A 22513-nucleotide genomic window follows, 5' to 3' on the forward strand; every position below is an offset into this window, starting at 1 on the left:
CTGCCTGCGGCGAACACGCCGCAGGCAGGAACAGGCAGCCGATCAGCGCGAGGCGCTTAGTCGGCACGGCCGGCGAATTCGCCGGTGGCGGTGTTCACCAGCACGCGTTCGCCATTGACGATGTACTCGGGCACCATGATTTCGATGCCGGTGTTGAGCTTGGCCGGCTTCGGGCGCTTGGTGGCGGTGCCACCCTTCAGTTCCGGCGGGGTCTCGATCACTTCCAGCACCACCGAGGCCGGCAGCTGGATCGCCACCGGCTGCTCGTCGATGACCTGCACATAGATGCCGGTCAGGCCGTCGGTGATGTACCCGGCGTCATCACCGATCACGTCCGCGTCCAGAGTGTAGGGGGTGTAGTCCTCGTCATCGAGGAACACGAAGGCGTCGCCGTCCTTGTACGAATAGGTGGACTGGCGGCGCAGCAGTTCGACCTCGACCAGGTTGTCGTCGGCATCGAAGCTGGCGTCGAGCTTGTTGCCGCCCGGCACGCTGTACATGATGAAGCGGAAGCGGACGTTGCCGCCGCGACCCTGCGGCGAGCTGCGCTCGATGTCGCGGATCTGGTACACGCCGTTGTTGTACTCGACGACGTTGCCCTTCTTGATGTCGTTGGCTTTCATGGTGATCTAGGTCGTTGGGGGAGGGCGCCGTCCCGGCGCCCGGGGGGGAATCACTTCGGAGCGAGGCGGGTAGCGCCGTCCAGGCGGATGGTCTCGCCGTTGAGGTAGGTGTTGCCGAGAATGAAGCCGACCAGACTGGCGAAGTCTTCCGGCTTGCCCAGGCGCGACGGGAACGGGATCGAGGCGGCCAGCGACTGCTGCACGGCTTCGGGCATGCCATCGACCATCGGCGTCCAGAACACGCCAGGAGCAATCGTATTGACGCGGATGCCGAAGCGCGACAGTTCGCGCGCCATCGGCAGCGTCATCGACACCACGCCGCCCTTGCTGGCCGCATACGCGGCCTGGCCGATCTGTCCTTCATAGGCAGCGATGCTGGCGGTGTTGATGATCACGCCGCGCTCGCCGTCTTCGCCGGCGTCGTTGTGCTGCATGCGGTTGGCCGCGGCCTTGGCCACGTTGAAGCTGCCGACCAGGTTGACCATCACCGTGCCCTGGAAGCCGGCCAGCGGCATCGGGCCTTCCTTGCCGAGCACGCGACCGGCGCCGAGGATGCCGGCGCAGTTCATCGCCACGTTCAGGCCGCCGAGGAAATCGTGGGCCTGGTCGATGGCTGCAGCCACGGCCGCCTCATCGCTGACGTTGACATTGAAATAGCGGGCCTTGTCGGCACCCAGCCCGGCAACGGCAGCTGCACCCTTGTCGTCGTTGAGGTCGAACAGAGCCACCTTGCCGCCCTGGGCGACGAGGTGCTGGGCCACGGCCAGGCCGAGGCCGGAGACGCCGCCAGTGATCACGGCACGTACGGAAGACAGCTGCATTGCACGGTCCTGCAGGTTCGAGAACCGCCGATTCTAACGGAAGCGGCGACCGTCGCCGTTGTGCACTGCGCCGCCCCGGCAGGAGCGGCGCAGCGGGGTGCTCAGCCGGCCGCTGCGAGCGCCTGTCCGGTGCGGCTGGCGGTGGCACGGCCGAGCAGGCCGGCCAGCCAGCGGCCGGTCTCGGCCAGTGCCGGCAGGTCCACGCCGCTGTCCAGGCCCAGGCCCTGCAGCAGATAGACCACGTCCTCGCTGGCGACGTTGCCGCTGGCACCCTTCGCATACGGGCAGCCACCGGCGCCGGAGACCGCGCTGTCGACCACGCGCACGCCTTCTTCCAGGCAGGTGGCGATGTTGGCGATGGCCTGGCCGTAGGTGTCGTGGAAGTGCACGGCCAGTGCCGTCATCGGAATCTCGGCGGCAACCGCCTGCAGCATCGCCCGTGCCTTGCGCGGGGTGCCGACGCCGATGGTGTCGCCCAGCGAGATTTCGTAACAGCCCATCTGGTGCAGGGCGCGCGCCACCCGTACCACGTCGGTCAGTGGAACCTCGCCCTGGTAGGGGCAGCCGAGCACAGTGGAGACGTAGCCGCGCACGCGCACGCCATCGGCGGCGGCGCGGCGGAGGATCGGCTCGAACCGGGCCAGCGACTCGTCGATGCCGGCATTGGTGTTGGTGCGGTTGAAGGCCTCGGACGCAGCGGTGAACACCGCCACTTCCTCCACGCCCACCGCGCGGGCGCGGTCGTAGCCCTGTTCGTTCGGCACCAGTACCGGGTAGTGCACGCCCGGCCGGCGCTGGATGCCGGCATAGACCTCGGCGGCGTCGGCCAACTGCGGAATCCACTTCGGGCTGACGAAACTGGTCGCCTCGATGCTGCGCAGGCCGGTGGCCGACAGGCGGTTGATCAGTTCGATCTTGTCGGCGGTGGACACCGACTGCTTTTCGTTCTGCAGGCCGTCACGCGGGCCGACCTCGACGATGCGGACGTAGTCGCTCATGCAGCCACCTCGCCGACGGGGCGATGGCAGACCGCTTCGATGTTGTTGCCGTCCGGGTCGAGCACGAAGGCGGCGTAGTAATCCGGGTGGTACCACGGGCGCAGGCCCGGCGCGCCGTTGTCGCGGCCACCGGCGGTGAGGGCGGCGGCGTGGAAGGCGTCCACCTGCGCGCGGCTGGCGCAGGCGAAAGCCACGTGCACGCCATGGCTGGCGGTGCCGCCATTGCCGAGCCAGAAGAACGGCTTGCCGTCGCTGCCGAAGCCGACGTGGTCGTGGTCGCCGGTCAGTTCGGCGCTCACTTCCATCACCACGCCGATCTGCAGTGGCGCCAGTGCCTGCAGGAAGAAGGCCTTGCTGCGCGCCAGGTCGGCGCTGGTCAAACCAAGATGATCGAGCATGTTCAGGCTTCCGTGACCCAATGGGGGGCGCGCTTGTCGAGGAAGGCGCCCAGGCCCTCCTGGCCCTCGGCGGACACCCGCAGGCGCGCGATCAGGGCGGCATTATCGCGATCCAGGGTGTCGCGGTCATGGCTGTCCCGGACCTGCCGCACCAGCTGCTTGGCGGTGGACGAGGCGATCGGGCCTGCCTTGTCGAGCAGGGCCAGCTGGCGTTCCAGCGCCTCGTCCAGGCGCTCGGGTTCGACCAGCTGGTGGACCAGGCCGATCCGCAGTGCGGTCTCGGCATCGAAGTGCTCGCCGGTGGCGAACCATCGACGGGCCTGGCGTGGGCCGATGGCCTCGATCACATAGGGGGAGATCACCGCCGGCAGCAGGCCCAGGCGGCTTTCGGTCAGGCCGAAGCGGGCCGCGGTGCTGGCGATGGCGATGTCGCAGCAGGCGACCAGGCCGACACCGCCGCCGAAGGCCGCGCCGTGGACCCGTGCCAGGGTCGGCTTGGGCAGCTCGTCCAGGGTGCGCATCAGCCGGGCCAGGGCCAGCGAGTCCTCGCGGTTATCGGCTTCGCTCGCCGCAGCCATGCCGCGCATCCACTGCATGTCGGCGCCGGCCGAGTAGGAGGCGCCATGGCCGGCCACCACCACGGCCCGGATCGAATCGTCCCGTCCGGCGGCCTCCAGCGCGGCGGTCAGCCGGGCGATCAGGCTGGCGTCGAAGGCATTGTGCAGTTCCGGCCGGTTCAGCCAGAGGGTGATGACGGCGCCGCGGCGCTCGATCTGCAAAGCATCGTTCATGGGATTCCAGGGTCACTCCATACCTGTATGGATCATAGCGGGCCATTGGTCATGGGCCATGACGCGACGCGGGAATGTTAGAATCGAGAACCATTTACATCCAGCAGAGAACACGCTAGATGACGCTGTCCGAACTGCCGCTGCACACCTCGGCCGTGGTCGAGTCCGTGCAGGACCTGCACGCCAACGATGCCATCGCCCGTCGCCTGCGCGAGCTGGGTTTCGTCAATGGCGAGGAAGTGCGCCTGGTGGCCAAAGGTCCGGTGGGGGGCGAGCCGCTGCTGGTGCAGGTCGGGTTCACCCGGTTCGCGCTGCGGATCAGTGAGGCCAAGCGCGTCGTGGTAGACGCCAACCGCCAGGAGCGACGCGCATGAGCGCTTCCGCTGCCACCGCCCCGCTGCGCATTGCGCTGGTCGGCAACCCCAACAGCGGCAAGACCGCGCTGTTCAACCAGCTGACCGGCAGTCGGCAGAAGGTCGCCAACTACACCGGCGTCACCGTAGAGCGCAAGGAGGGCCGCCTGCGTGCGCCGTCCGGCCGTGAATTCGCGGTGCTTGATCTGCCGGGCGCCTACAGCCTGCATCCGGCCAGCCTGGACGAGGCGATCACCCGCGACCTGTGCCGGGGCTTCTACCCGGGCGAAGCCGCGCCGGACGTGCTGCTGTGCGTGATCGACGCCACCAACCTGCGCCTGCACCTGCGCTTCGCGCTGGAGCTGCGCGAGCTGGGCAAGCCGATGGTGGTCGCGCTGAACATGGTCGACGCCGCACAACGCCGCGGCATCCAGGTGGATGTGGCCGCGCTGGAACGCGAGCTGGGCGTGCCGGTGGTGGAGACCGTGGCGGTGCGCAAGCAGGGCGCCAAGGCCTTGGTCGAGCGCCTCGATGCGATGGTGCCGCACCTGGATGCGCCGGTGCCGGGCCCGGAAGGTGGCATCGACTACCACGCCAAGGTGCGCGAGATCCTTTCGGTCGCCGTGCGCATGCCGGCGCGAACCGCGAAGATCGACGACGCGCTGGACCGCTGGCTGCTGCACCCGGTGTTCGGGCTGATCAGCCTTGCGGTGGTGATGTTCCTGATCTTCCAGGCGGTGTATGCCTGGGCGACGCCGTTGATGGATGGCATCGAGGCTGGCTTCGCCTGGCTCGGTACTCTCGTTGGCAGCGTGTTGCCGGAGGGTCCGCTGGCCAGCCTGCTGACCGACGGCATCATCGCCGGTGTCGGTGGCGTGGTCGTGTTCCTGCCGCAGATCCTGATCCTGTTCTTCTTCATCCTGGTGCTGGAGGAATCCGGCTACCTGCCGCGCGCGGCGTTCCTGCTCGACCGCATGATGGCCGCTGCCGGCCTGTCTGGCCGCTCGTTCATCCCGCTGCTGTCCAGCTTCGCCTGCGCGGTGCCGGGCATCATGTCCACGCGCAGCATCCAGGACCCGCGTGACCGCCTGGCCACCATCCTGGTCGCACCGCTGATGACCTGTTCGGCGCGCCTGCCGGTGTACGCGCTGCTGATCGGTGCGTTCATTCCGCAGAAGACCGTGTGGGGCGTGTTCAACCAGCAGGGCCTGGTGCTGTTCGGCCTGTACGCCGCCGGCATCCTCAGTGCGCTGGCGATGTCGTGGATCATGAAGAAGTGGCGCCGCGACAAGAGCGAGCATCCGCTGATGCTGGAGCTTCCGTCGTACCGGCTGCCGCATGCGCGCGACCTGGCGGTGGGGCTGTACGAGCGCGGCATGATCTTCCTCAAGCGCGTCGGCGGCATCATCCTGGCGCTGACCATCCTGCTGTGGGTGCTGCTGTCGTTCCCAGCGGCGCCGGCGGGCGCCACGATGCCGGCCATCGACTATAGCTACGCCGGCCAGATCGGCCATGCGATGGCGGTGTTCTTCGCACCGCTGGGCTTCAACTGGCAGATCTGCATCGCGCTGATCCCGGGCCTGGCCGCGCGTGAGGTGGCGGTGTCGTCGCTGGCGACGGTGTATGCGCTGTCGGCGGCGGATGACGATGCGGCCAGCCAGGCACTGACCCCGTTGATCAGCGATGGCTGGTCGCTGGCCACGGCCCTGTCGCTGCTGGTCTGGTACATCTACGCACCGATGTGCATCTCGACGCTGGCCACCATCAAGCGCGAGACCAACTCGTGGAAGCAGATGGCCTTTGCCGCCTTCTACCTGTTCGCCGCAGCTTACGTGGCGGCGCTGATCACCTACCAGGTGACCAGGGCGCTGGGAGGTGGCTGATGGATACCGGGCTGCTGATCCAGTACCTGATCATCGCGGTGGCCGTGCTGGTCAGCGCCTGGGTGGTGCTGAAGAAGCAGTTCCCCGGCACGGTGCGCAAGCTGCGCGGTGCCTTGGCGCTGGCTCTGCTGAAGCCGGGCCGCGCGGCCTGGGCGCAGGCGCTGGGGCGGAAGATCGCGCCGCCTGCCAGCGGAGGTGGCGGTGCCTGTGGCGGTTGCGACAGTTGCGGGCCGACCAACAAGAAGTAGCGTCGAGCCATGCTCGACGGCGGCTGTGCGGCGGGTGCGAACTTTCGGCCTGTGGGTGCGAACCTTGGTTCGCACGCTTTCCGGGGTTCAGACCTCTTTGCGGATGATCGCGCGAAAGCGTCCCTCCTGCTGCATCCGCCGTACCGAGGCGCGATTTCCATGGGTCGCTGCGAAGCCCGCCACGTCGGCAAGGGCATTGAGCAGCAGGCGCTTCATCGCGTTGCGATCGCCAGCATCGAGCAGGTCATGAAGATCCTGCTGGGTGAAAGCCCGGCGCAGGCCTGGCGTCTCTTCGATACGCCAGTCGACATGCGGCGTGGGGATGCTGGAGCGGTACCTGAAAGCCGTTTCAAGATCGTCGGGCGTGAGGGGGTGCACGAGCAACTCTGGAAAGTAGAGTCCAGCATTCACATAGAAACCGCGGCTTTCGCTGGCGCGTTGGTGATTCACGACAAGCAGGGCGTCATCCAGCAAGCGGTAGCGGGTGGTCGTGGTCCCGGCATAGCCGGTCTTCCTGGCGCACTTGCTGAAGACGGTCGCGGATTTCATGGGCGTTGCCTGGGCCGGAAGAGGGGACCACAGCCTTGAGTGGCCGCGTTTCTGCGTCCAGTGGTAAACGCGACATCTACGGTGTCGCATGCGCTCCGCCTGGTGCGGTCAAGAGAGGCGTACCCAGGGAGGAACGAGCATCCATTGCGCGGAAGGTCACCCAGCGTCGCAGTGACGGCGCTTGCCGGAGCAGGCGTGCTGCCGCTAGCCTGCATGCATGAACCAGACTCCCCTGCGATTGCTCATTCACGGCGCCTCCGGGCGCATGGGCCAGGCCCTGCTGCGGCTGGCCGCCGAACATCCCGAAACCCTGCAGATCGTGGCCGCCGTGACCGGCCGTGCGCCGGCGCAGCGCGTGGTCGACGGCGTGCCGTTCTTTGGTGCCAGCGAACTGTCCGGTGCGCCGGTGTTCGACGTGGCCATTGACTTCAGCCTGCCGGAGGGCTTCGACCCGATGCTGGCGCTGTGCGTGGAACGCGGCGCGGGGCTGGTGTCGGGTACCACCGGCATCTCCGGCACGCAGCGGCAGGCGCTGGATGCAGCAGCGGCGAAGATCCCGTTGGTCTGGGCGTCGAACTTCAGCCTGGGCGTGGCGGTGCTGGACGAGCTGGTGGAGCGCGCCGCGCAGGCGCTGGCCGGCTGGGACTGCGATATCGTCGAATCGCACCACACGCAGAAGAAGGACGCACCGTCAGGCACCGCGCTAACCCTGGGCGCGGCCGCGCAGCGCGGCGGAGCGGAGCCGCATTACGCGAGCCTGCGTGCTGGCGACATCGTAGGCGAGCATCTGGTGCAGTTCACCGGGCTGGGCGAGCGCATCGAGCTGGTGCATAGGGCCACCAACCGCGACATCTTCGCCCGCGGTGCGCTGTTCGCCGCCCGCCAGCTGCAAGGCCGGGCCCCGGGCAGCTACCGGGTGCGCGATCTGCTGGACGGGCCGCGTTAACCGGTAGCGCCGGGCCGTGCCCGGCGTCGGTGTCGGTTCCGCCGGGCATGGCCCGGCGCTACCAGCGGGCGCCGCATACGCCGCCGGATTGAAATGAATGCGCAATCGCCTGTTCATGTAGCGCGATAACCGCTGGCGCGAGCGCCCCGGCAGCGCTACAATTCGCACTCGCCGAATCACGAAAGCCGGACCGGTCCCAGACCGCACGTCCGCGCTTTTTTGCAACCGGATTTCCGTGAAGCGCAGGCGTGACTTCGGCAGCCCCCTCGGTAGCCAAAGTGAGATTCCCGTGACCCAAGCCGCAATCCTCGTCCTCGAAGACGGCACCGTATTCGAGGGCGAATCCGTAGGCGCGCCCGGCCTGTCCGTCGGTGAAGTGGTGTTCAACACCGCCATGACCGGCTATCAGGAAGTATTGACCGACCCGTCCTACGCCCGGCAGATGGTCACGTTGACCTATCCGCATATCGGCAACACCGGCATGACCGACCAGGACGATGAAGCGTCCAAGGTATGGTCGGCCGGTCTGATCGTGCGCGACGTCCCGCGCCGTCCCAGCAACTGGCGCAGCCAGCTGTCGCTGCAGGACTGGCTGATCCAGCGGGGCGTGGTCGCCATCGCCGGCATCGACACCCGCAAGCTGACCCGCGTCCTGCGCGAGAAGGGCGCGCAGAACGGTGCGCTGATGGCCGGCGACATCGACGTGGAAAAGGCACTGGAAGCCGCCCGCAAGTTCCCGGGCCTGAAGGGCATGGATCTGGCCAAGGTCGTCACTACCGAGAAGACCTACACCTGGACCGAGGGCCAGCTGGACCTGGATGCCAATGCTTTCGTCAGCGTGCCGGCCCGGTTCAAGGTCGTGGCCTACGACTTCGGCGTGAAGACCAACATCCTGCGCATGCTGGCCGAGCGCGGCTGCGAAGTGACCGTGGTGCCGGCGCAGACCCCGGCCGCCGAAGTGCTGGCACTGAAGCCGGACGGCGTGTTCCTGTCCAATGGCCCGGGTGACCCGGAACCGTGCGACTACGCCATCGACGCGATCAAGGCCTTCATCGACGTGAAGATCCCGACCTTCGGCATCTGCCTGGGCCACCAGCTGCTCGGCCTGGCCTCTGGCGCGAAGACCATGAAGATGGGCCATGGCCACCACGGTGCCAACCACCCGGTGCAGGACCTGGACAGTGGCCGGGTGATGATCACCTCGCAGAACCACGGTTTTGCGATCGATGAAGCAACCCTGCCGCCGACCCTGCGCGTGACCCACCGTTCGCTGTTCGACGGCACCAACCAGGGTGTCGCCCGCACCGACGTGCCGGCGTTCTCGTTCCAGGGCCATCCGGAAGCATCCCCGGGCCCGCACGATGTCGGTCCGCTGTTCGACCGCTTCGTGGCGCTGATGGAGCAGGCCAAGGCGTGATCAGTACGCCGCCGGCCTGCCGGTGGCGTCGCGATGGACCGTAAACCCCGCATCGCTGCTGCCCCTGGCGCGGCGCTGCGGATCAAGATTCCTGATCGACAGCGTGCGATCACCCCCCTTGTCACGCTGTACTGACTTAGAGAAGAAAATGCCCAAGCGCACTGACCTCAAGACCATCCTCATCATCGGTGCTGGCCCGATCGTCATCGGCCAGGCCTGCGAGTTCGACTACTCCGGCGCCCAGGCCTGCAAGGCCCTGCGTGACGAGGGTTACCGCGTGGTGCTGGTCAACAGCAACCCGGCCACGATCATGACCGACCCGGAGATGGCCGACGCCGTCTACATCGAGCCGATCAACTGGCAGACGGTCGAGAAGATCATCGCCAAGGAAAAGCCCGATGCGCTGCTGCCGACCATGGGTGGCCAGACCGCGCTGAACTGCGCGCTGGACCTGGCCGACAACGGCGTGCTGGAGAAGTACAACGTCGAACTGATCGGCGCCAAGCGCGAAGCAATCCGCATGGCCGAAGACCGCGAGCTGTTCCGCGTGGCCATGGGTGAGATCGGCCTGGAATGCCCGACCGCCGCCGTCGCCCACACCCTGGACGAAGCGCTGGAGATCCAGACCCGCGTCGGCTACCCGACCATCATCCGCCCCAGCTTCACCCTGGGCGGCAGCGGTGGCGGCATTGCCTACAACCGCGAAGAGCTGGTCGAGATCGTCAGCCGTGGCCTGGAACTGTCGCCGACCACCGAAGTGCTGGTGGAAGAGTCGGTGCTGGGCTGGAAGGAGTTCGAGATGGAAGTTGTCCGCGATACCGCGGACAACTGCATCATCGTCTGCTCGATCGAAAACCTCGACCCGATGGGCGTGCATACCGGTGACTCGATCACCGTGGCGCCTGCGCAGACCCTGACCGACAAGGAATACCAGCGCCTGCGCGATGCCTCCATCGCCGTGCTGCGCAAGATCGGCGTCGATACCGGTGGCTCGAACGTGCAGTTCGGCATCAACCCGAAGACCGGCCGCGTGGTCGTCATCGAGATGAACCCGCGCGTGTCGCGTTCCTCGGCGCTGGCCTCCAAGGCCACCGGCTTCCCGATCGCCAAGGTCGCCGCCAAGCTGGCCGTGGGTTACACCCTGGACGAACTGAAGAACGAGATCACCGGTGGCCTGACCCCGGCCTCGTTCGAGCCGTCCATCGACTACGTCGTCACCAAGATCCCGCGTTTCGCCTTCGAGAAGTTCCCGGCCGCCGACGCTCGCCTGACCACCCAGATGAAGTCGGTGGGCGAGGTGATGGCGATGGGCCGTACCTTCCAGGAGTCGGTGCAGAAGGCCCTGCGTGGCCTGGAAACCGGCAAGGTCGGCTTCGACCCGACCGGCCTGGACCTGGCCAACGAAGACGACCTGCAGACCCTGCGCCGCGAGTTGAAGGCGCCGGGCCCGGAGCGCCTGTTCTTCGTCGCCGACGCGTTCCGCGCCGGCATGAGCGTGGAAGAAATCTACGCACTGTCGTTCATCGACCACTGGTTCCTGGACCAGATCGGGGAAATCATCGCTGCAGAAGGCGAAGTCGCTGCCGGTGGCATCGACGCGCTGGACGCCGCACGCCTGCGCAAGCTGAAGCGCGCTGGCTTCTCCGATGCGCGCCTGGCGCAGCTGACCGGTACCAATGAAGCCGCCATCCGCGCGCTGCGTCGTGCGCACAAGGTGCGCCCGGTCTACAAGCGCGTGGACTCCTGCGCCGGCGAGTTCTCCACCGGTACTGCCTACCTGTACTCGACCTACGAGGACGAGTGCGAGGCCGCGCCGAGCAACCGCGACAAGATCATGATCCTGGGTGGTGGCCCGAACCGCATCGGCCAGGGCATCGAGTTCGACTACTGCTGCGTGCACGCGGCACTGGCGCTGCGCGAGGATGGCTATGAAACCATCATGGTCAACTGCAACCCGGAAACCGTGTCGACCGACTATGACACCTCCGACCGCCTGTACTTCGAACCGCTGACCCTGGAAGACGTGCTGGAAATCGTCGAACTGGAGCAGCCGAAGGGCGTGATCGTGCAGTACGGCGGCCAGACCCCGCTGAAGCTGGCGCGCGCGCTGGAAGCCAACGGCGTGCCGGTGATCGGCACCAGCCCGGACTCGATCGACCTGGCCGAAGACCGCGAGCGCTTCCAGCAGCTGGTCGACAAGCTGGGCCTGAAGCAGCCGCCGAACCGCATCGCCCGCAACGACCAGGAAGCCCTGCTGCTGGCCCGCGAGATCGGCTACCCGCTGGTGGTGCGCCCGAGCTACGTGCTGGGTGGCCGTGCGATGGAAATCGTCTACGGCGAAGCCGACCTGGCCCGCTACGTGCGCGACGCGGTGAAGGTGTCCAACGATTCGCCGGTGCTGCTGGACCGCTTCCTCGACAACGCCGTGGAGTGCGACGTCGACATCATTGCCGATGCCCAGGGCAACGTCCTGATCGGCGGCGTGATGGAGCACATCGAAGAAGCCGGCGTGCACTCGGGCGATTCCTCGTGCTCGCTGCCGCCGTACTCGCTGTCGGCTGAAACCCAGGCCGAGCTGCGCCGCCAGGTGGTGGAGCTGGCTAAGGCCCTGAACGTGGTCGGCCTGATGAACACCCAGTTCGCGATCCAGACCAGCGACGAGGGTGCCGACACCATCTACCTGCTGGAAGTGAACCCACGTGCCTCGCGCACCGTGCCGTTCGTGTCCAAGGCCACCGGCATGCCGCTGGCCAAGATCGCCGCGCGCTGCATGGCCGGCAAGAGCCTGGCCGAGCAGGGCGCGACCAAGGAAATCGTGCCGGACTACTACTCGGTGAAGGAAGCGATCTTCCCGTTCGCCAAGTTCCAGGGCGTCGACCCGATCCTCGGGCCGGAGATGCGCTCCACCGGTGAGGTGATGGGCGTGGGCCGCAGCTTCAACGCCGCCTTCGCGCGTGCGCAGGAAGCCGGTGGCATCAAGGCACCGCCGGTCGGCAAGGCCTTCGTTTCGGTCCGCGATCCGGACAAGAAGCGCGTGCTGCCGGTGGCCAAGGCGCTGCTGGCGCGTGGCTACAGCCTGGTCGCGACCCGTGGCACTGCCGCGTGGCTGCAGCAGCACGGCATGGACTGCGAGATCATCAACAAGGTGGTCGAAGGCCGTCCGCACATCGTCGACTCGATCAAGAATGGCGAGATCGTCTACATCGTCAACACGACCGAAGGTCGCTCGGCGATCAACGACTCGTTCTCGATCCGTCGCGAGGCGCTGCAGCATCGCGTCACCTACTCGACCACCATTGCCGGCGCCAAGGCGCTGGTGGATTCACTGGAATTCCGCGGCACCGGCCCCGTCTGGTCGCTGCAGGAGCTGCACAAGGAGTTGAATGCATGAGAGCCCCCATCACGATGAAGGGCGCGCAGAAGCTGCGCGACGAACTGGATCACCTGAAGTCGGTCAAGCGCCCGAAGGTGATCGCCGCCATCGCCGAAGCGCGTGAGCATGGCGACCTGAAGGAGAACGCCGAGTACCACGCCGCGCGCGAGGAACAGGGCTTCATCGAAGGCCGCATCAAGCAGCTGGAAGGCGAGCTGTCGCACGCCGAGATCATCGACGTGAGCAAGCTCAACGCCGGCTCCAAGGTGGTGTTCGGCGCCAGCGTGACGCTGGCCGACGTGGAAACCGACGAAGAGAAGAAGTACCAGATCGTCGGTGACCTGGAAGCGGACATCAAGCTGGGCCTGATCGCGATTTCCTCGCCGGTGGCGCGCGCGATGATCGGCAAGCTGGAAGGTGATTCGATCGTGATCGACGCCCCGGCTGGCCAACGCGAGTACGAGATCGTCAGCGTCAGCTACGTGGACTGACACGGTGGCAACGGCGACCCTGCTGTTGCCGGCCCGCAGCCGCTTTGCCGCGGCTGCGTTGCCGGACGATGTGGCACGTGCGCTCGGCCGTGCCACGACCGTGCAGGTCGCGCCGGGCGAACGCGCGCAGCTGACGCGCCATTTTGCGGTTGCCGCGCCGCACTGGCCGGTGGCCGCGTTGACCCGCCAGCGCGACGTCGGCGATGCGGCCGGCGCCAGCTGGCTGCGTGCCGATCCGGCCTGCATGGTGCCGGACATGCATGGCGCGCGGATGATGGCCTACGGCGAAACGCTGCGGCCGACGCTGGCCGACAGCCTGGCCCTGCTGCCGGTGCTGCAGCCGTTGTTTGCCGATGCCGGGTTCGTGCTTGACGCACCCGATCCTTCGCGCTGGTACCTGCGGCTTCCAATCGACCTGGTGCTGCCGGACTTCAATAGTCCGGACGAGGTGCTGGGCGATGACCTGTTCTCGCATCTGCCGGAGGGCGAGGGCGGCCGTCGCTGGCGGGCGCTGATGACCGAGGCGCAGGTGCTGCTGCACAACCATTCCTGGAACCAGCAGCGCGCCGCGCAGGGGCAACAGCCGATCAATTCGCTGTGGTTCTGGGGCGGTGGCGTGATGCCGGTGTCGGTCAGCACGCCGCACGCACAGGTGCGCAGCCGCGATGCCCTGCTGCAGGGCCTGGCCCTGGCGGCTGGCGTAGCCGTCGATGGCGAGCAGGCGGTGGATGCACTGGTCGACCTGCGCCAGCTGCGTTCCCTGCAGCAGCTCGGCAACGATGCGATCCGTCCGCTGCTGGCCGCGCTGAAGCGCGGCGAGCTGCAGCGGCTGGTGCTGGATTTTGAGGACGGCCTGCAGTTCCAGCTGGATCGCGGACAGCGCTGGCAGTTCTGGAAGAAGCCGCGCCAGCTGCACGACTGACCGGGGTCGGATCCGTTTTCCATCGGAAAACGGCTCTGCCCCCCCAGGGTTTGTCGGGGTTGCCGGCCAGCGGTCGGCACTACCGCAGGTAGCGGCGCCTCAACGGACCTCGCTCACCACCGTTGGCAGCGTCCAGTGCCCGCCTGCGACGCCCCGGCACTGCCCGGTAGTGAACTCGCTGCTCTTCACGAATCGCGCGCCATCCCAAGCCCAGTCGTGGCCGGAGAAGCAGTCACCGATGCCGCGCCCACGGAAGCGCCCGCGCAGCGTCGCGTCATCGCGATCAAAGTCCTCCGCGTTGGAGGTCACGAACTTCGCCTGGTACGGTGCTTTGTCCTGCACTACCCAGTAGCCGCTGCTGAAGTTGTAGGCACCCACGAAGCAACTGGTGCTTGCCAGTACATGCTGGGCGTCCAGTCGCTGGATCTCGATCTCATCTGTCCCGCCATCGCTCAGGCGGCCGCACTCATCCGGCTTCGGCAGGCTGGCGATCAGCGCCTTGCGCAGGCCCGGTGCCTTGGCCAGTGCCGCGTCCGAGGCGCGCGATGTCACCAGCGTGCCGCGCACGATCACTGGCACCGGCAACGCCGCAGGCACGCTTGCTTCGGGCTTGTCGCCACGCCGCACCAGCGCCCCCGGCGTGCCCAACCGGCCCTGGGTCTCGTCCATCTTCAGCAGTACGGCCGCTGCACCGCGGTCGGAGATCGGCCATGCCTTGCCCTCGCCGTCGACGATCTCGATGCGTGCCTGGCGCGGCAGCGCGGCGACCAGTGCATCGGTCTGTGCCTGTTGCAACAACACTTTCTCCCCGTCGCCCGTGTCGCGCACCGGGCCCAGGTCCTTGCCGTTCAGGCGCAGGCGCAGCGCCCCGGTCGGCGTCGGGCTTTCGCCATTCTCGCCATTGCGCAGCCGCGCGAGCACCTTCGTACCCGGGCCGCCGGCGCGCTCCAGCATCAGGCTGAGCAGGTTGCCGGGTTGTTCCGGACTGTAGCCGGCGGCGCGACAGGTGCGGGTGTTGTCACAGGCCAGCGACCAGTCGTTGTGTTCGAATTCGACCCCGGGCCTGGGCTCAGGCGTCGCGGAGTGGGCGGCCGAGGCCACGGTGAGTGCCATCAGCGCGGTCAGCAGGGTGCGGGTCATGGATGGAAGTCCGTTCCAGGGCAGGCAAGCATGGAAGATGCGGTCGTGAAATCCAAATGCTGCTGGCCGAAGAGCCAAGGTGCCTCGTCAGCAGCGGCAGCCGGCTGGGAGAGTGGTGCACGTTATGATGTGCAGGTCTTTCGTAACCGGCGATGCCGATGTCCCTTGCCGCCGATGCTGTGCAGCCCGCCTCTGATACGCCGATGATCCGCCGCCGCGATGCGGTCGTACCCGGCAGTTGGCCGGAGGGCACGCTGCCGCTGCTGGCGCGTCTCTATGCCAGCCGGGGTGCGGGCACACCGGAGTTGGCGCAGCCGAAGCTGGGCAATCTGCACGCGCCTGAGCTGCTGACCGGCATCGATGATGCGGTGGGTCTGCTGATCGAGGCCATCGCCAACGACAAGCGCATCCTGGTGGTCGGCGATTTCGATTGCGATGGCGCCACCGCCTGTGCGGTCGGCGTGCGCGGTCTGCGCATGCTCGGTGCGCAACACGTCTTCCACGCGGTGCCGAACCGCATGGTGCATGGCTATGGCCTGTCACCGTCGCTGGTGGAAGAGTTGGCCGCGCTGCAGCCGGACCTGCTGGTCACGGTCGATCACGGCATCGCCTGCCATGCGGGCGTGACCGCGGCCAAGGCACGCGGCTGGCAGGTGCTGGTCACCGACCATCACCTTCCCGGGCCGCAGCTGCCGCCGGCCGATGTCATCGTCGATCCGAATCTGGACGGTGATGCGTTCCCGAGCAAATCGCTGGCAGGCGTCGGCGTGATCTTCTACGTGCTGATGGCGCTGCGCCGGCACATGCGCGAGGCAGGTGTCTTTGCGGATGGCAAGGGCCCGGACCTGACCACGCTGCTGGACCTGGTGGCGGTCGGGACCGTTGCCGACCTGGTGGCGCTGGATCCGAACAACCGGGCACTGGTCAGCGCGGGCCTGCGGCGTCTGCGCGCGGGACAGGGCTGTGTTGGCCTGCGTGCGCTGATCGAAGCCAGCGGCCGTGATGCCGCGCGGCTGACGGCCACCGACATCGGCTTCGCGCTCGGCCCGCGCCTGAATGCCGCAGGCCGGCTGGAAGACATGGCGCTGGGCATCGCGCTGCTGCTGACCGAAGACCCGCGCCAGGCGCGCGAGATCGCGCAGACGCTGGAGCAGATCAATTCGGAACGGCGCGCCGTGCAGCAGTCGATGACCGATGACGCCGAGCAGGCGTTGACCCGGGTGGTGCTGGACATGGCCGGCCAGCGACCGGTGGCGGCCTGCCTGTTCGATGCTGACTGGCATCCGGGCGTGGTCGGCCTGGTCGCATCGAAGATGAAGGATCGCCTGCATCGCCCGGTGATCGCCTTCGCCCCGGCCGAACCCGGCGCCGAGATCCTGCGAGGCTCGGCGCGCTCCATTCCCGGCCTGCACATCCGTGACGCCCTGGCGCTGGTCGATGCGCGCCATCCGGGCCTGATCGAACGCTTCGGTGGCCACGCCATGGCGGCCGGCCTCAGCCTGCGGCGTGACCACGTCGATGACTTCAAGGCCGCCTTCGTCGCGGTGGTGCTGGAAATGCTCGATCCGGCGGCACTGCAGCAGCAGGTGCTCAGTGACGGCGAGCTGGCCGCGGACGAGCTGGACCATCGCCACGCCGACGCGTTGCGCTTGGCCGGACCTTGGGGCCAGGGCTTCCCCGAACCGTTGTTCGACGGCTACTTCGAAGTGGCCAACTGGCGCGTGCTGAAGGAGCGCCACCTCAAGCTGGAGCTGCGCCTGCCGGGCGTACCCGGCACCATCAACGCGATCCATTTCGGCGGCTGGCACGGTAACGCGCCATCACGTCACGTCCGCCTGGCCTACCGGCTGGCCTGCGACGACTATCGCGGCGGCAGCGCCATCCAGCTGATCGTGGAGCACTGCCTGCCCGCATAGAAAAAGGGGACGGAGGGGATTAAGCCGCTTTTGCCTTGTATGCCAATTGCGACTTAATCCCCTCCGTCCCCTTTTTGGGGGGGGCGCCAACCCCATTACGGTTGCTGGTGCGTTCAAAGGTCCACGATCCCACTGGAGTCCGGTCATGGTCTTCGCCCGTTGCTGCACTGTGTTGTTGTTGGCCCTTGCGGCCTGGCCCGCTGGCGCACAGTCGCCGACGATCTCCCGGCCGCAGTCCGCCACGTCGCTGCTGATCGCGCCGGCGGCTGAGCAGCCGGTTCAATTACGACAAGCCCGCATCGAAGGCGAAGTGCAGGCCGGCATCGCCCAGACCCGGATCACGCTGGAATTCCACAACCCCAACCGGCGGATACTGGAGGGCGAGCTGCAGTTCCCGCTGGCCGATGGCCAGCAGATCAGCGGCTTCGCGCTGGATATCGACGGCGAGATGCGTGACGCGGTGCCGGTGCCCAAGGACCGCGGCCGCCAGGTGTTCGAGGAGATCGCCCGTCGTGGCGTCGACCCGGGGCTGCTGGAACAGACCGCCGGCAACCAGTTCCGGCTGCGCATCTATCCGCTGCCGGCCGGCGGCAGCCGGCGCGTGCAGCTGGTGATCCGCGAGTCGTTGGCCTTCGCCGGCCAAGGCTGGCAGTGGACGCTGCCGCTGCAGTTTGCCGCCGGTGCAGCCTCGGTTGAGCTGAAACTGCAGGCCCCCGTCACGGCCACCGCGGGTACGGCGCCATTCCGCATCAGCGCGGGCCAGCTGCAGTGGCAGGGCAGGGGTGCGCAGCTGCCGCAACAGCTGCAGTGGCAGCTGCCGGCAGCCCGCCAGGCACAGGTGCAGGTTGCGCCCTGGCAGGACGGCCATTACCTGCTGGCGCAGCTGCCGGTGGCGGCCAGCAGCACGCCGCGCACGTTGCCCAGTGAGATCGGGTTGCTGTGGGACGGCTCCGGCTCGGCGGGGCAGCGTGACCGCACGCGCGAGTTCGCCCTGCTGGATCGGTACTTCGCCGCGATGGGTGACGGCGCCGTGGCCTTGACCGTGCTGCGGGATCGCGCCGAGCCGGTGCGTCGATTCCGTATCCGCGCCGGCAACTGGAGCGAGCTGCGCGCAGCCCTGCAGGCCGTGCGCCCGGACGGTGCCAGCGCGCTGGCCCAGTGGCAGCCGCAATCGAGCGTGAGGGAATACCTGCTGGTCAGTGATGGCCTGCTGACCTATGGGCCGGAACAGCTGCCGGCGATGGCGCCGGATCAACGCCTGTTTGCGGTCAGCAGCGCCGGCGCGCGCACCGATGCCGTGCGACTGCGGGGTTGGAGTGAGGCGCATGGCGGCCGTTTCGTCGCGCTGGGCAAGGATGTCGACGCGGCCGCGCATGTGCTGCTGGCGTCGCCGCTGGATGTGCAGGTCGATGCAGGGCGCGGCGTGCAGGACGTGGTCATCGACCGTCGCAGTGAAGCCCAGGGTTGGCTGTGGCTGCATGCACGACTGGCAGCTGACGGCGTGCCGATGCGGGTGCGCGTGGGTGGCGGCGAATGGCAGGCGCTGCCACCCACGCAGAAAAGCGATGACGGCGAACTGCTGGCCGGCCTGTGGGCGCAGGCGCGCCTGCAGCAACTGGCCGTCGACCGCCGCGGCAACCGTGAGGCCATGCAGCGCCTGTCGCAGCAGTTTGGCCTGGTCGGGCCGGACACCTCGTTGATCGTGCTGGAGACGCTGGAGGACTACCTGCGTTATGCCATCCGTCCGTCCGGCAAGCTGCGCGCGGACTACGACGCGCGGTTCGCACGGCAGGTGACAGACCGCGCCGCTGCTGATCGCCAGCGCCTGGATGAAGTGGCGGCACACTGGAAGGAGCGCCAGCAGTGGTGGAACCGTAGCTGGCCGAAGGGAATGCCGCCGCAGGTGAAGGGTGGGGCACTGGAAGTGGCCTCCGCGGACTACGCGATGGAATCGGCGCCGGTGGCGACGCTCGCCGCGCCGCCCCCCGCGGCACCGCCCGCCCCGGCACCGATGGCCGCCGCCGCCGAGCAGCGCATGGAAGCCAGCCGCGCGCGTGCACGTCGCTCGGCGCCTGCATCGAACAAGGCCCTGGATTCAATCACGGTCACGGGTGGCCGTGTCGCTGCGCCCGCTGCCGCCAACGAGGGCGAGCTCGGCATCCAGCTGGCGGCCTGGCAGCCAGACTCGGCCATCGCCCGGCGCCTGCGCCAGGGCCCGCCGTCGCAACTGTATGACCGCTACCTGGCCGAGCGCGATGCCCACGCCGACAGCAGCGCCTTCTTCCTTGATGTGGCCGACCTGCTGCTGGCGCAGGGTCAGCGCGACCTGGCGCTGCGTGTGTTGTCGAACCTGGCCGAGATGGACCTGGACAATCGCCACCTGCTGCGCGTGCTCGGCTATCGGCTGATGCAGGCCGATGCCCCCGCGCTGGCGGTGCCGGTGTTCGAGCAGGTGCTGGCGATGGGCCAGGAAGAACCGCAGAGCTTCCGCGACCTCGGCCTGGCACTGGCGGCGGCCGGCAAGCCGCAGCAGGCGCTGGCGCCGCTGTACCAGGTGGTGGTGCGGCCGTGGGACAGCCGCTTCGATGGCATCGCCCTGATCGCGCTGGATGAGCTGACCAACCTGGTGGCCGGCAGCACGCCCCGGCTGGATACCACCAGCATCGACCCGCGCCTGCTGCAGGCGATGCCGCTGGACCTGCGGGTGGTGCTGTCGTGGGATGCCGACAACAGCGACATGGACCTGTGGGTGACCGACCCGAACGGCGAGCGCGCCTACTACGGCAACCGCCTGACCTACCAGGGCGGGCAGATGTCGCAGGACTTCACCGGCGGCTATGGTCCCGAGCAGTTCTCGCTACGCAATGCCAAGCCGGGCAAGTACAAGGTGGAGGCGAACTACTTCGGCAGCCGCCAGCAGCTGGTGACCGGGGCGACGACGCTGATGCTGCGCCTGACCACCCACTGGGGCACGTCGAAGCAGAAGGACCAGATGGTCACGATGCGGTTGAAGGACCGCGCCGAAACCGTGCTGGTGGGCGAGTTCGAGGTTAAATAGTCATCTGCCCCAAGTGGCCGTCCGAGGGTGGACCAAGGAAGACCCTCGTCGACGCCGCTCTGGGGCAAGGAGGCCCTGTGCGGGGTCGGCTGCAGCCTGGCCGGCTCCCCGCGCCAAGGCGGGTACCGCCTGCCTGAATGCAGCGCCGACACATCACGCTCGAGCCTCCCCGGCGCAGGCCCAGGCCCTCATTCCGGGCGCCCACGGCCTGCGGTATCATTACCAGTCATCTTTTGAATGCATAACCGCCGACATGATCGAACTGAATCCTGTCCGCCAGCGCATCACCGATCTGACCGATCGCGTGCTGTCGCTTCGGGGGTATCTTTGACTACGACGCCAAGAAAGAGCGTCTTGAAGAAGTAACGCGGGAGCTGGAAAGCCCCGACGTCTGGAACAACGCCGAGTACGCCCAGAACCTGGGCCGCGAACGTTCCAGCCTGGAAAAGACCGTGGGCGGCATCGCCTCGGTGCTCGATGGCCTGAACGATGCCACCGAGCTGCTGGAGCTGGCCGAGTCCGAGCAGGACGAGGACACCGCCCTGGCCGTGGTCGCCGACCTGGACAAGCACCAGGCCCACGTGGAGAAGCTGGAGTTCCAGCGCATGTTCTCCGGCGAGATGGACAATGCGGCGGCGTTCGTCGACATCCAGGCCGGTGCCGGCGGCACCGAAGCCCAGGACTGGGCCGAGATCCTGCTGCGCATGTACCTGCGCTGGTGCGAGTCACGCGGCTGGAAGACCGAACTGATGGAAGTGTCCGGTGGCGACGTCGCCGGCATCAAGTCGGCCACGCTGCGCGTGGAAGGCGACTATGCCTATGGCTGGCTGAAGACCGAGACCGGCGTGCACCGTCTGGTGCGCAAGTCGCCGTTCGACTCGGACAACCGCCGCCACACCAGCTTCACCTCGGTGTTCGTGTCGCCGGAAATCGACGACAACATCGACATCACCATCAACCCGGCCGACCTGCGTACCGACGTGTACCGTTCGTCCGGTGCCGGTGGCCAGCACGTCAACAAGACCGAGTCGGCGGTGCGCATCACCCACATCCCGACCAACATCGTCGTGGCCTGCCAGACCGGCCGCAGCCAGCACCAGAACCGCGACAACGCGATGAAGATGCTGGCCGCCAAGCTGTACGAGCTGGAGATCCAGAAGCGCAACGCCGAGAAGGACGCGGTGGAAGCCACCAAGTCCGACATCGGCTGGGGCAGCCAGATCCGCAACTACGTGCTCGACCAGAGCCGTATCAAGGACCTGCGTACCGGCATCGAGCGCTCGGATACGCAGAAGGTGCTCGACGGCGACCTGGACGAGTTCGTCGAGGCCAGCCTGAAGGCCGGCCTGGCCGTGGGCTCCAAGCGCGTCGATGCCTGATCGGCGCGCCTGCGCGGATATCGTCACCCTCGTGCGCAACGCCGAGGGTGGTCGAGCACGCGTCCTGTAGAGCTGAGCCATGCTCAGCTGCTTTTCGCGGGGTAGCAGATGCGTCGAGCATGGCTCGACGCTACAACGGGCACGGCGGTAGCGATGATGCGCAGCGAAAGTGAACGCAAGGAACTGGGCGGTTTCCTCAAGGCCTGCCGCGCCCGTGTCGACCCCGCCACGCTCGGCCTGCCGGCCGGGCGCCGGCGCACCCCGGGCCTGAAGCGCGAGGAAGTGGCGCTGGCCATCGGCTTAAGCGTCAGCTGGTACACCTGGATCGAGCAGGGCCGCGAAGTGCGTGCCTCGCCCGAGGTGCTTGAGCGCCTGGCGCAGGTGCTGCGCATGAGCGACGACGAACGCGCCTATGCGTTCGCGTTGTCCGGCTATGGCGTGCCACTGGAATCACCGGACGAAAGCGTGACCGATGGCCTGCGCCAGCTGGTGGAGGCGATGCAGCCGATCCCTGCGTATGTGCGCAATACCCGCTTCGACATCCTGGCCTGGAACCCGGCCATCGCCGAGCTGTTCGTGGACTACAGCCAGTTGGCGCCGCACGAGCGCAATACGCTGCGGCTGATGTTCCTGTACCCGCCGTACCGCACGCTGATCCTCAACTGGGAAGAAATGACCCGCGGCCTGCTGGCAGGCTTCCGTGCGGCGATGGCGCAGGCCCCGGACAAGGCCCCGTTCCTGGCGCTGGTGGAGGACATCGCCGCGCACAGCGAGGAGTTCCGTCAGTGGTGGCCGGAGCATGACGTGCGCCGGTTCGATGAAGGTGCGAAGAAGTTGAACCATCCCACGCGCGGGTTGCTGGACCTGCAGTACGTGGCGCTGGTGCCGGAGAGCCGGCACGATCTGTCCCTGGTGACTTACCTGCCGCGGAAGTAGGGGGTGTTCGGCAGGGCTTGCAGCCCTGCACCCGCAGAGGCTTCAAGCCAAGGCAACAGCAACAGCAACAGCGAGCATCCTTGGGATGGCGGGGCGGTGTGGGCTGGCAGGACACGCCGTGAACCCATCCATGGGGGCTCGATGGCACCATCCATGGCGCCAACGGTCCTGCCAACCCACACCGCCCCGCCTCAGACAAATTTCGCGCGGCTGTTGGTAGGTGTCGACCTTGGTCGACACATCTGTCAGATATCGAAAGAAATTCCGGGGT

Annotated in this window: 19 protein-coding genes; 12 read left to right on the plus strand and 7 right to left on the minus strand. The window is 67.5% G+C overall.

The window, feature by feature from the left end:
• Positions 1-56 precede the first annotated feature (56 nt).
• The 5 genes from yeiP to R5H29_RS03515 all read right to left on the minus strand — a co-directional run bounded on the left by yeiP (position 57) and on the right by R5H29_RS03515 (position 3631).
• Positions 57-623 carry an elongation factor P-like protein YeiP gene (gene yeiP / locus R5H29_RS03495; RefSeq protein WP_005409468.1) on the minus strand — a complete coding sequence of 189 codons (567 nt, stop codon included), beginning with the start codon at positions 621-623 and terminating at the stop codon, positions 57-59.
• Between the two features lie 50 nt (positions 624-673).
• Positions 674-1444 (minus strand): SDR family oxidoreductase, encoded by a 771-nt coding sequence (locus R5H29_RS03500; RefSeq protein ID WP_014646983.1) that lies wholly within the window; start codon positions 1442-1444, stop codon positions 674-676.
• A 101-nt stretch (positions 1445-1545) separates the two neighbouring features.
• Entirely contained in the window at positions 1546-2442 is an 897-nt protein-coding gene (locus tag R5H29_RS03505; protein WP_332328740.1) for a hydroxymethylglutaryl-CoA lyase, read from the minus strand.
• Complete coding sequence (locus R5H29_RS03510; RefSeq protein WP_019661453.1) at positions 2439-2840, minus strand: VOC family protein; 402 nt, start codon at positions 2838-2840, stop codon at positions 2439-2441. The genes R5H29_RS03505 and R5H29_RS03510 overlap by 4 nt, the downstream gene beginning before the upstream one ends.
• A 2-nt stretch (positions 2841-2842) precedes the next feature.
• Positions 2843-3631: an enoyl-CoA hydratase-related protein gene (locus R5H29_RS03515; protein ID WP_332328741.1), complete on the minus strand. Its 789-nt coding sequence runs from the start codon at positions 3629-3631 to the stop codon at positions 2843-2845.
• Between the two features lie 119 nt (positions 3632-3750).
• On the opposite strand from R5H29_RS03515, the gene R5H29_RS03520 reads away from it, so the two are divergent.
• From R5H29_RS03520 to R5H29_RS03530, 3 genes are read left to right on the plus strand one after another with little or no spacing between them, the layout of a single operon-like run.
• Positions 3751-4005: a FeoA family protein gene (locus tag R5H29_RS03520; protein ID WP_021204543.1), complete on the plus strand. Its 255-nt coding sequence runs from the start codon at positions 3751-3753 to the stop codon at positions 4003-4005.
• A complete protein-coding gene (locus R5H29_RS03525; RefSeq protein ID WP_180877888.1) occupies positions 4002-5867 on the plus strand; it encodes a ferrous iron transporter B in 1866 nt (621 codons plus the stop codon). Before R5H29_RS03520 ends, R5H29_RS03525 begins: the two co-directional genes overlap by 4 nt.
• Entirely contained in the window at positions 5867-6115 is a 249-nt protein-coding gene (locus tag R5H29_RS03530) for a DUF6587 family protein (RefSeq protein WP_021204545.1), read from the plus strand. The genes R5H29_RS03525 and R5H29_RS03530 overlap by 1 nt, the downstream gene beginning before the upstream one ends.
• Before the next feature lie 87 nt (positions 6116-6202).
• On the opposite strand, the gene R5H29_RS03535 is transcribed toward R5H29_RS03530, so the two are convergent.
• The gene (locus tag R5H29_RS03535) at positions 6203-6664 is read right to left on the minus strand and encodes a DUF4304 domain-containing protein (protein WP_019661458.1); all 462 of its coding nucleotides are present in this window, start codon (positions 6662-6664) and stop codon (positions 6203-6205) included.
• 265 nt (positions 6665-6929) lie between these two features.
• Here R5H29_RS03535 and R5H29_RS03540 point away from each other — a divergent pair, with 265 nt between their 5' ends.
• The 5 genes from R5H29_RS03540 to R5H29_RS03560 all read left to right on the plus strand — a co-directional run bounded on the left by R5H29_RS03540 (position 6930) and on the right by R5H29_RS03560 (position 13813).
• Positions 6930-7610: a 4-hydroxy-tetrahydrodipicolinate reductase gene (locus R5H29_RS03540; RefSeq protein ID WP_021204546.1), complete on the plus strand. Its 681-nt coding sequence runs from the start codon at positions 6930-6932 to the stop codon at positions 7608-7610.
• A 289-nt stretch (positions 7611-7899) separates the two neighbouring features.
• Positions 7900-9027, plus strand: coding sequence for a glutamine-hydrolyzing carbamoyl-phosphate synthase small subunit (gene carA / locus R5H29_RS03545; protein ID WP_332328742.1), 1128 nt, complete (start codon positions 7900-7902; stop codon positions 9025-9027).
• A gap of 148 nt (positions 9028-9175) precedes the next feature.
• Entirely contained in the window at positions 9176-12418 is a 3243-nt protein-coding gene (carB, locus tag R5H29_RS03550) for a carbamoyl-phosphate synthase large subunit (RefSeq protein ID WP_332328743.1), read from the plus strand.
• An 8-nt stretch (positions 12419-12426) separates the two neighbouring features.
• Entirely contained in the window at positions 12427-12891 is a 465-nt protein-coding gene (greA, locus tag R5H29_RS03555; protein WP_026347191.1) for a transcription elongation factor GreA, read from the plus strand.
• A 4-nt stretch (positions 12892-12895) separates the two neighbouring features.
• Entirely contained in the window at positions 12896-13813 is a 918-nt protein-coding gene (locus tag R5H29_RS03560) for a Regulatory protein, RpfE type (protein ID WP_014646995.1), read from the plus strand.
• Between the two features lie 99 nt (positions 13814-13912).
• Here R5H29_RS03560 and R5H29_RS03565 read toward each other — a convergent pair whose 3' ends face one another.
• Positions 13913-14953 (minus strand): DUF1176 domain-containing protein, encoded by a 1041-nt coding sequence (locus tag R5H29_RS03565; protein ID WP_332328744.1) that lies wholly within the window; start codon positions 14951-14953, stop codon positions 13913-13915.
• A gap of 158 nt (positions 14954-15111) precedes the next feature.
• Between R5H29_RS03565 and recJ the strand changes: the two genes are divergently transcribed.
• The 4 genes from recJ to R5H29_RS03585 all read left to right on the plus strand — a co-directional run bounded on the left by recJ (position 15112) and on the right by R5H29_RS03585 (position 22242).
• On the plus strand, positions 15112-16869 hold the full coding sequence (gene recJ / locus R5H29_RS03570) for a single-stranded-DNA-specific exonuclease RecJ (RefSeq protein ID WP_332328745.1): 1758 nt from the start codon (positions 15112-15114) through the stop codon (positions 16867-16869).
• A gap of 145 nt (positions 16870-17014) precedes the next feature.
• Positions 17015-19927, plus strand: a complete 2913-nt coding sequence (locus tag R5H29_RS03575; RefSeq protein ID WP_332328746.1) for a VIT domain-containing protein — start codon at positions 17015-17017, stop codon at positions 19925-19927.
• Between the two features lie 253 nt (positions 19928-20180).
• Positions 20181-21306 (plus strand): peptide chain release factor 2 gene (gene prfB, locus R5H29_RS03580; protein ID WP_014037064.1). Its coding sequence is split into 2 segments (ribosomal slippage): positions 20181-20255 and positions 20257-21306, totalling 1125 coding nucleotides; the frame shifts between segments, so codons are not numbered across the junction.
• 153 nt (positions 21307-21459) lie between these two features.
• On the plus strand, positions 21460-22242 hold the full coding sequence (locus tag R5H29_RS03585; protein ID WP_332328747.1) for a helix-turn-helix transcriptional regulator: 783 nt from the start codon (positions 21460-21462) through the stop codon (positions 22240-22242).
• The last annotated feature ends 271 nt before the right edge of the window (positions 22243-22513 follow it).

Source organism: Stenotrophomonas sp. A3_2 (assembly GCF_036624925.1).
In the GTDB taxonomy this organism is placed as follows: Bacteria; Pseudomonadota; Gammaproteobacteria; order Xanthomonadales; family Xanthomonadaceae; genus Stenotrophomonas; species Stenotrophomonas hibiscicola.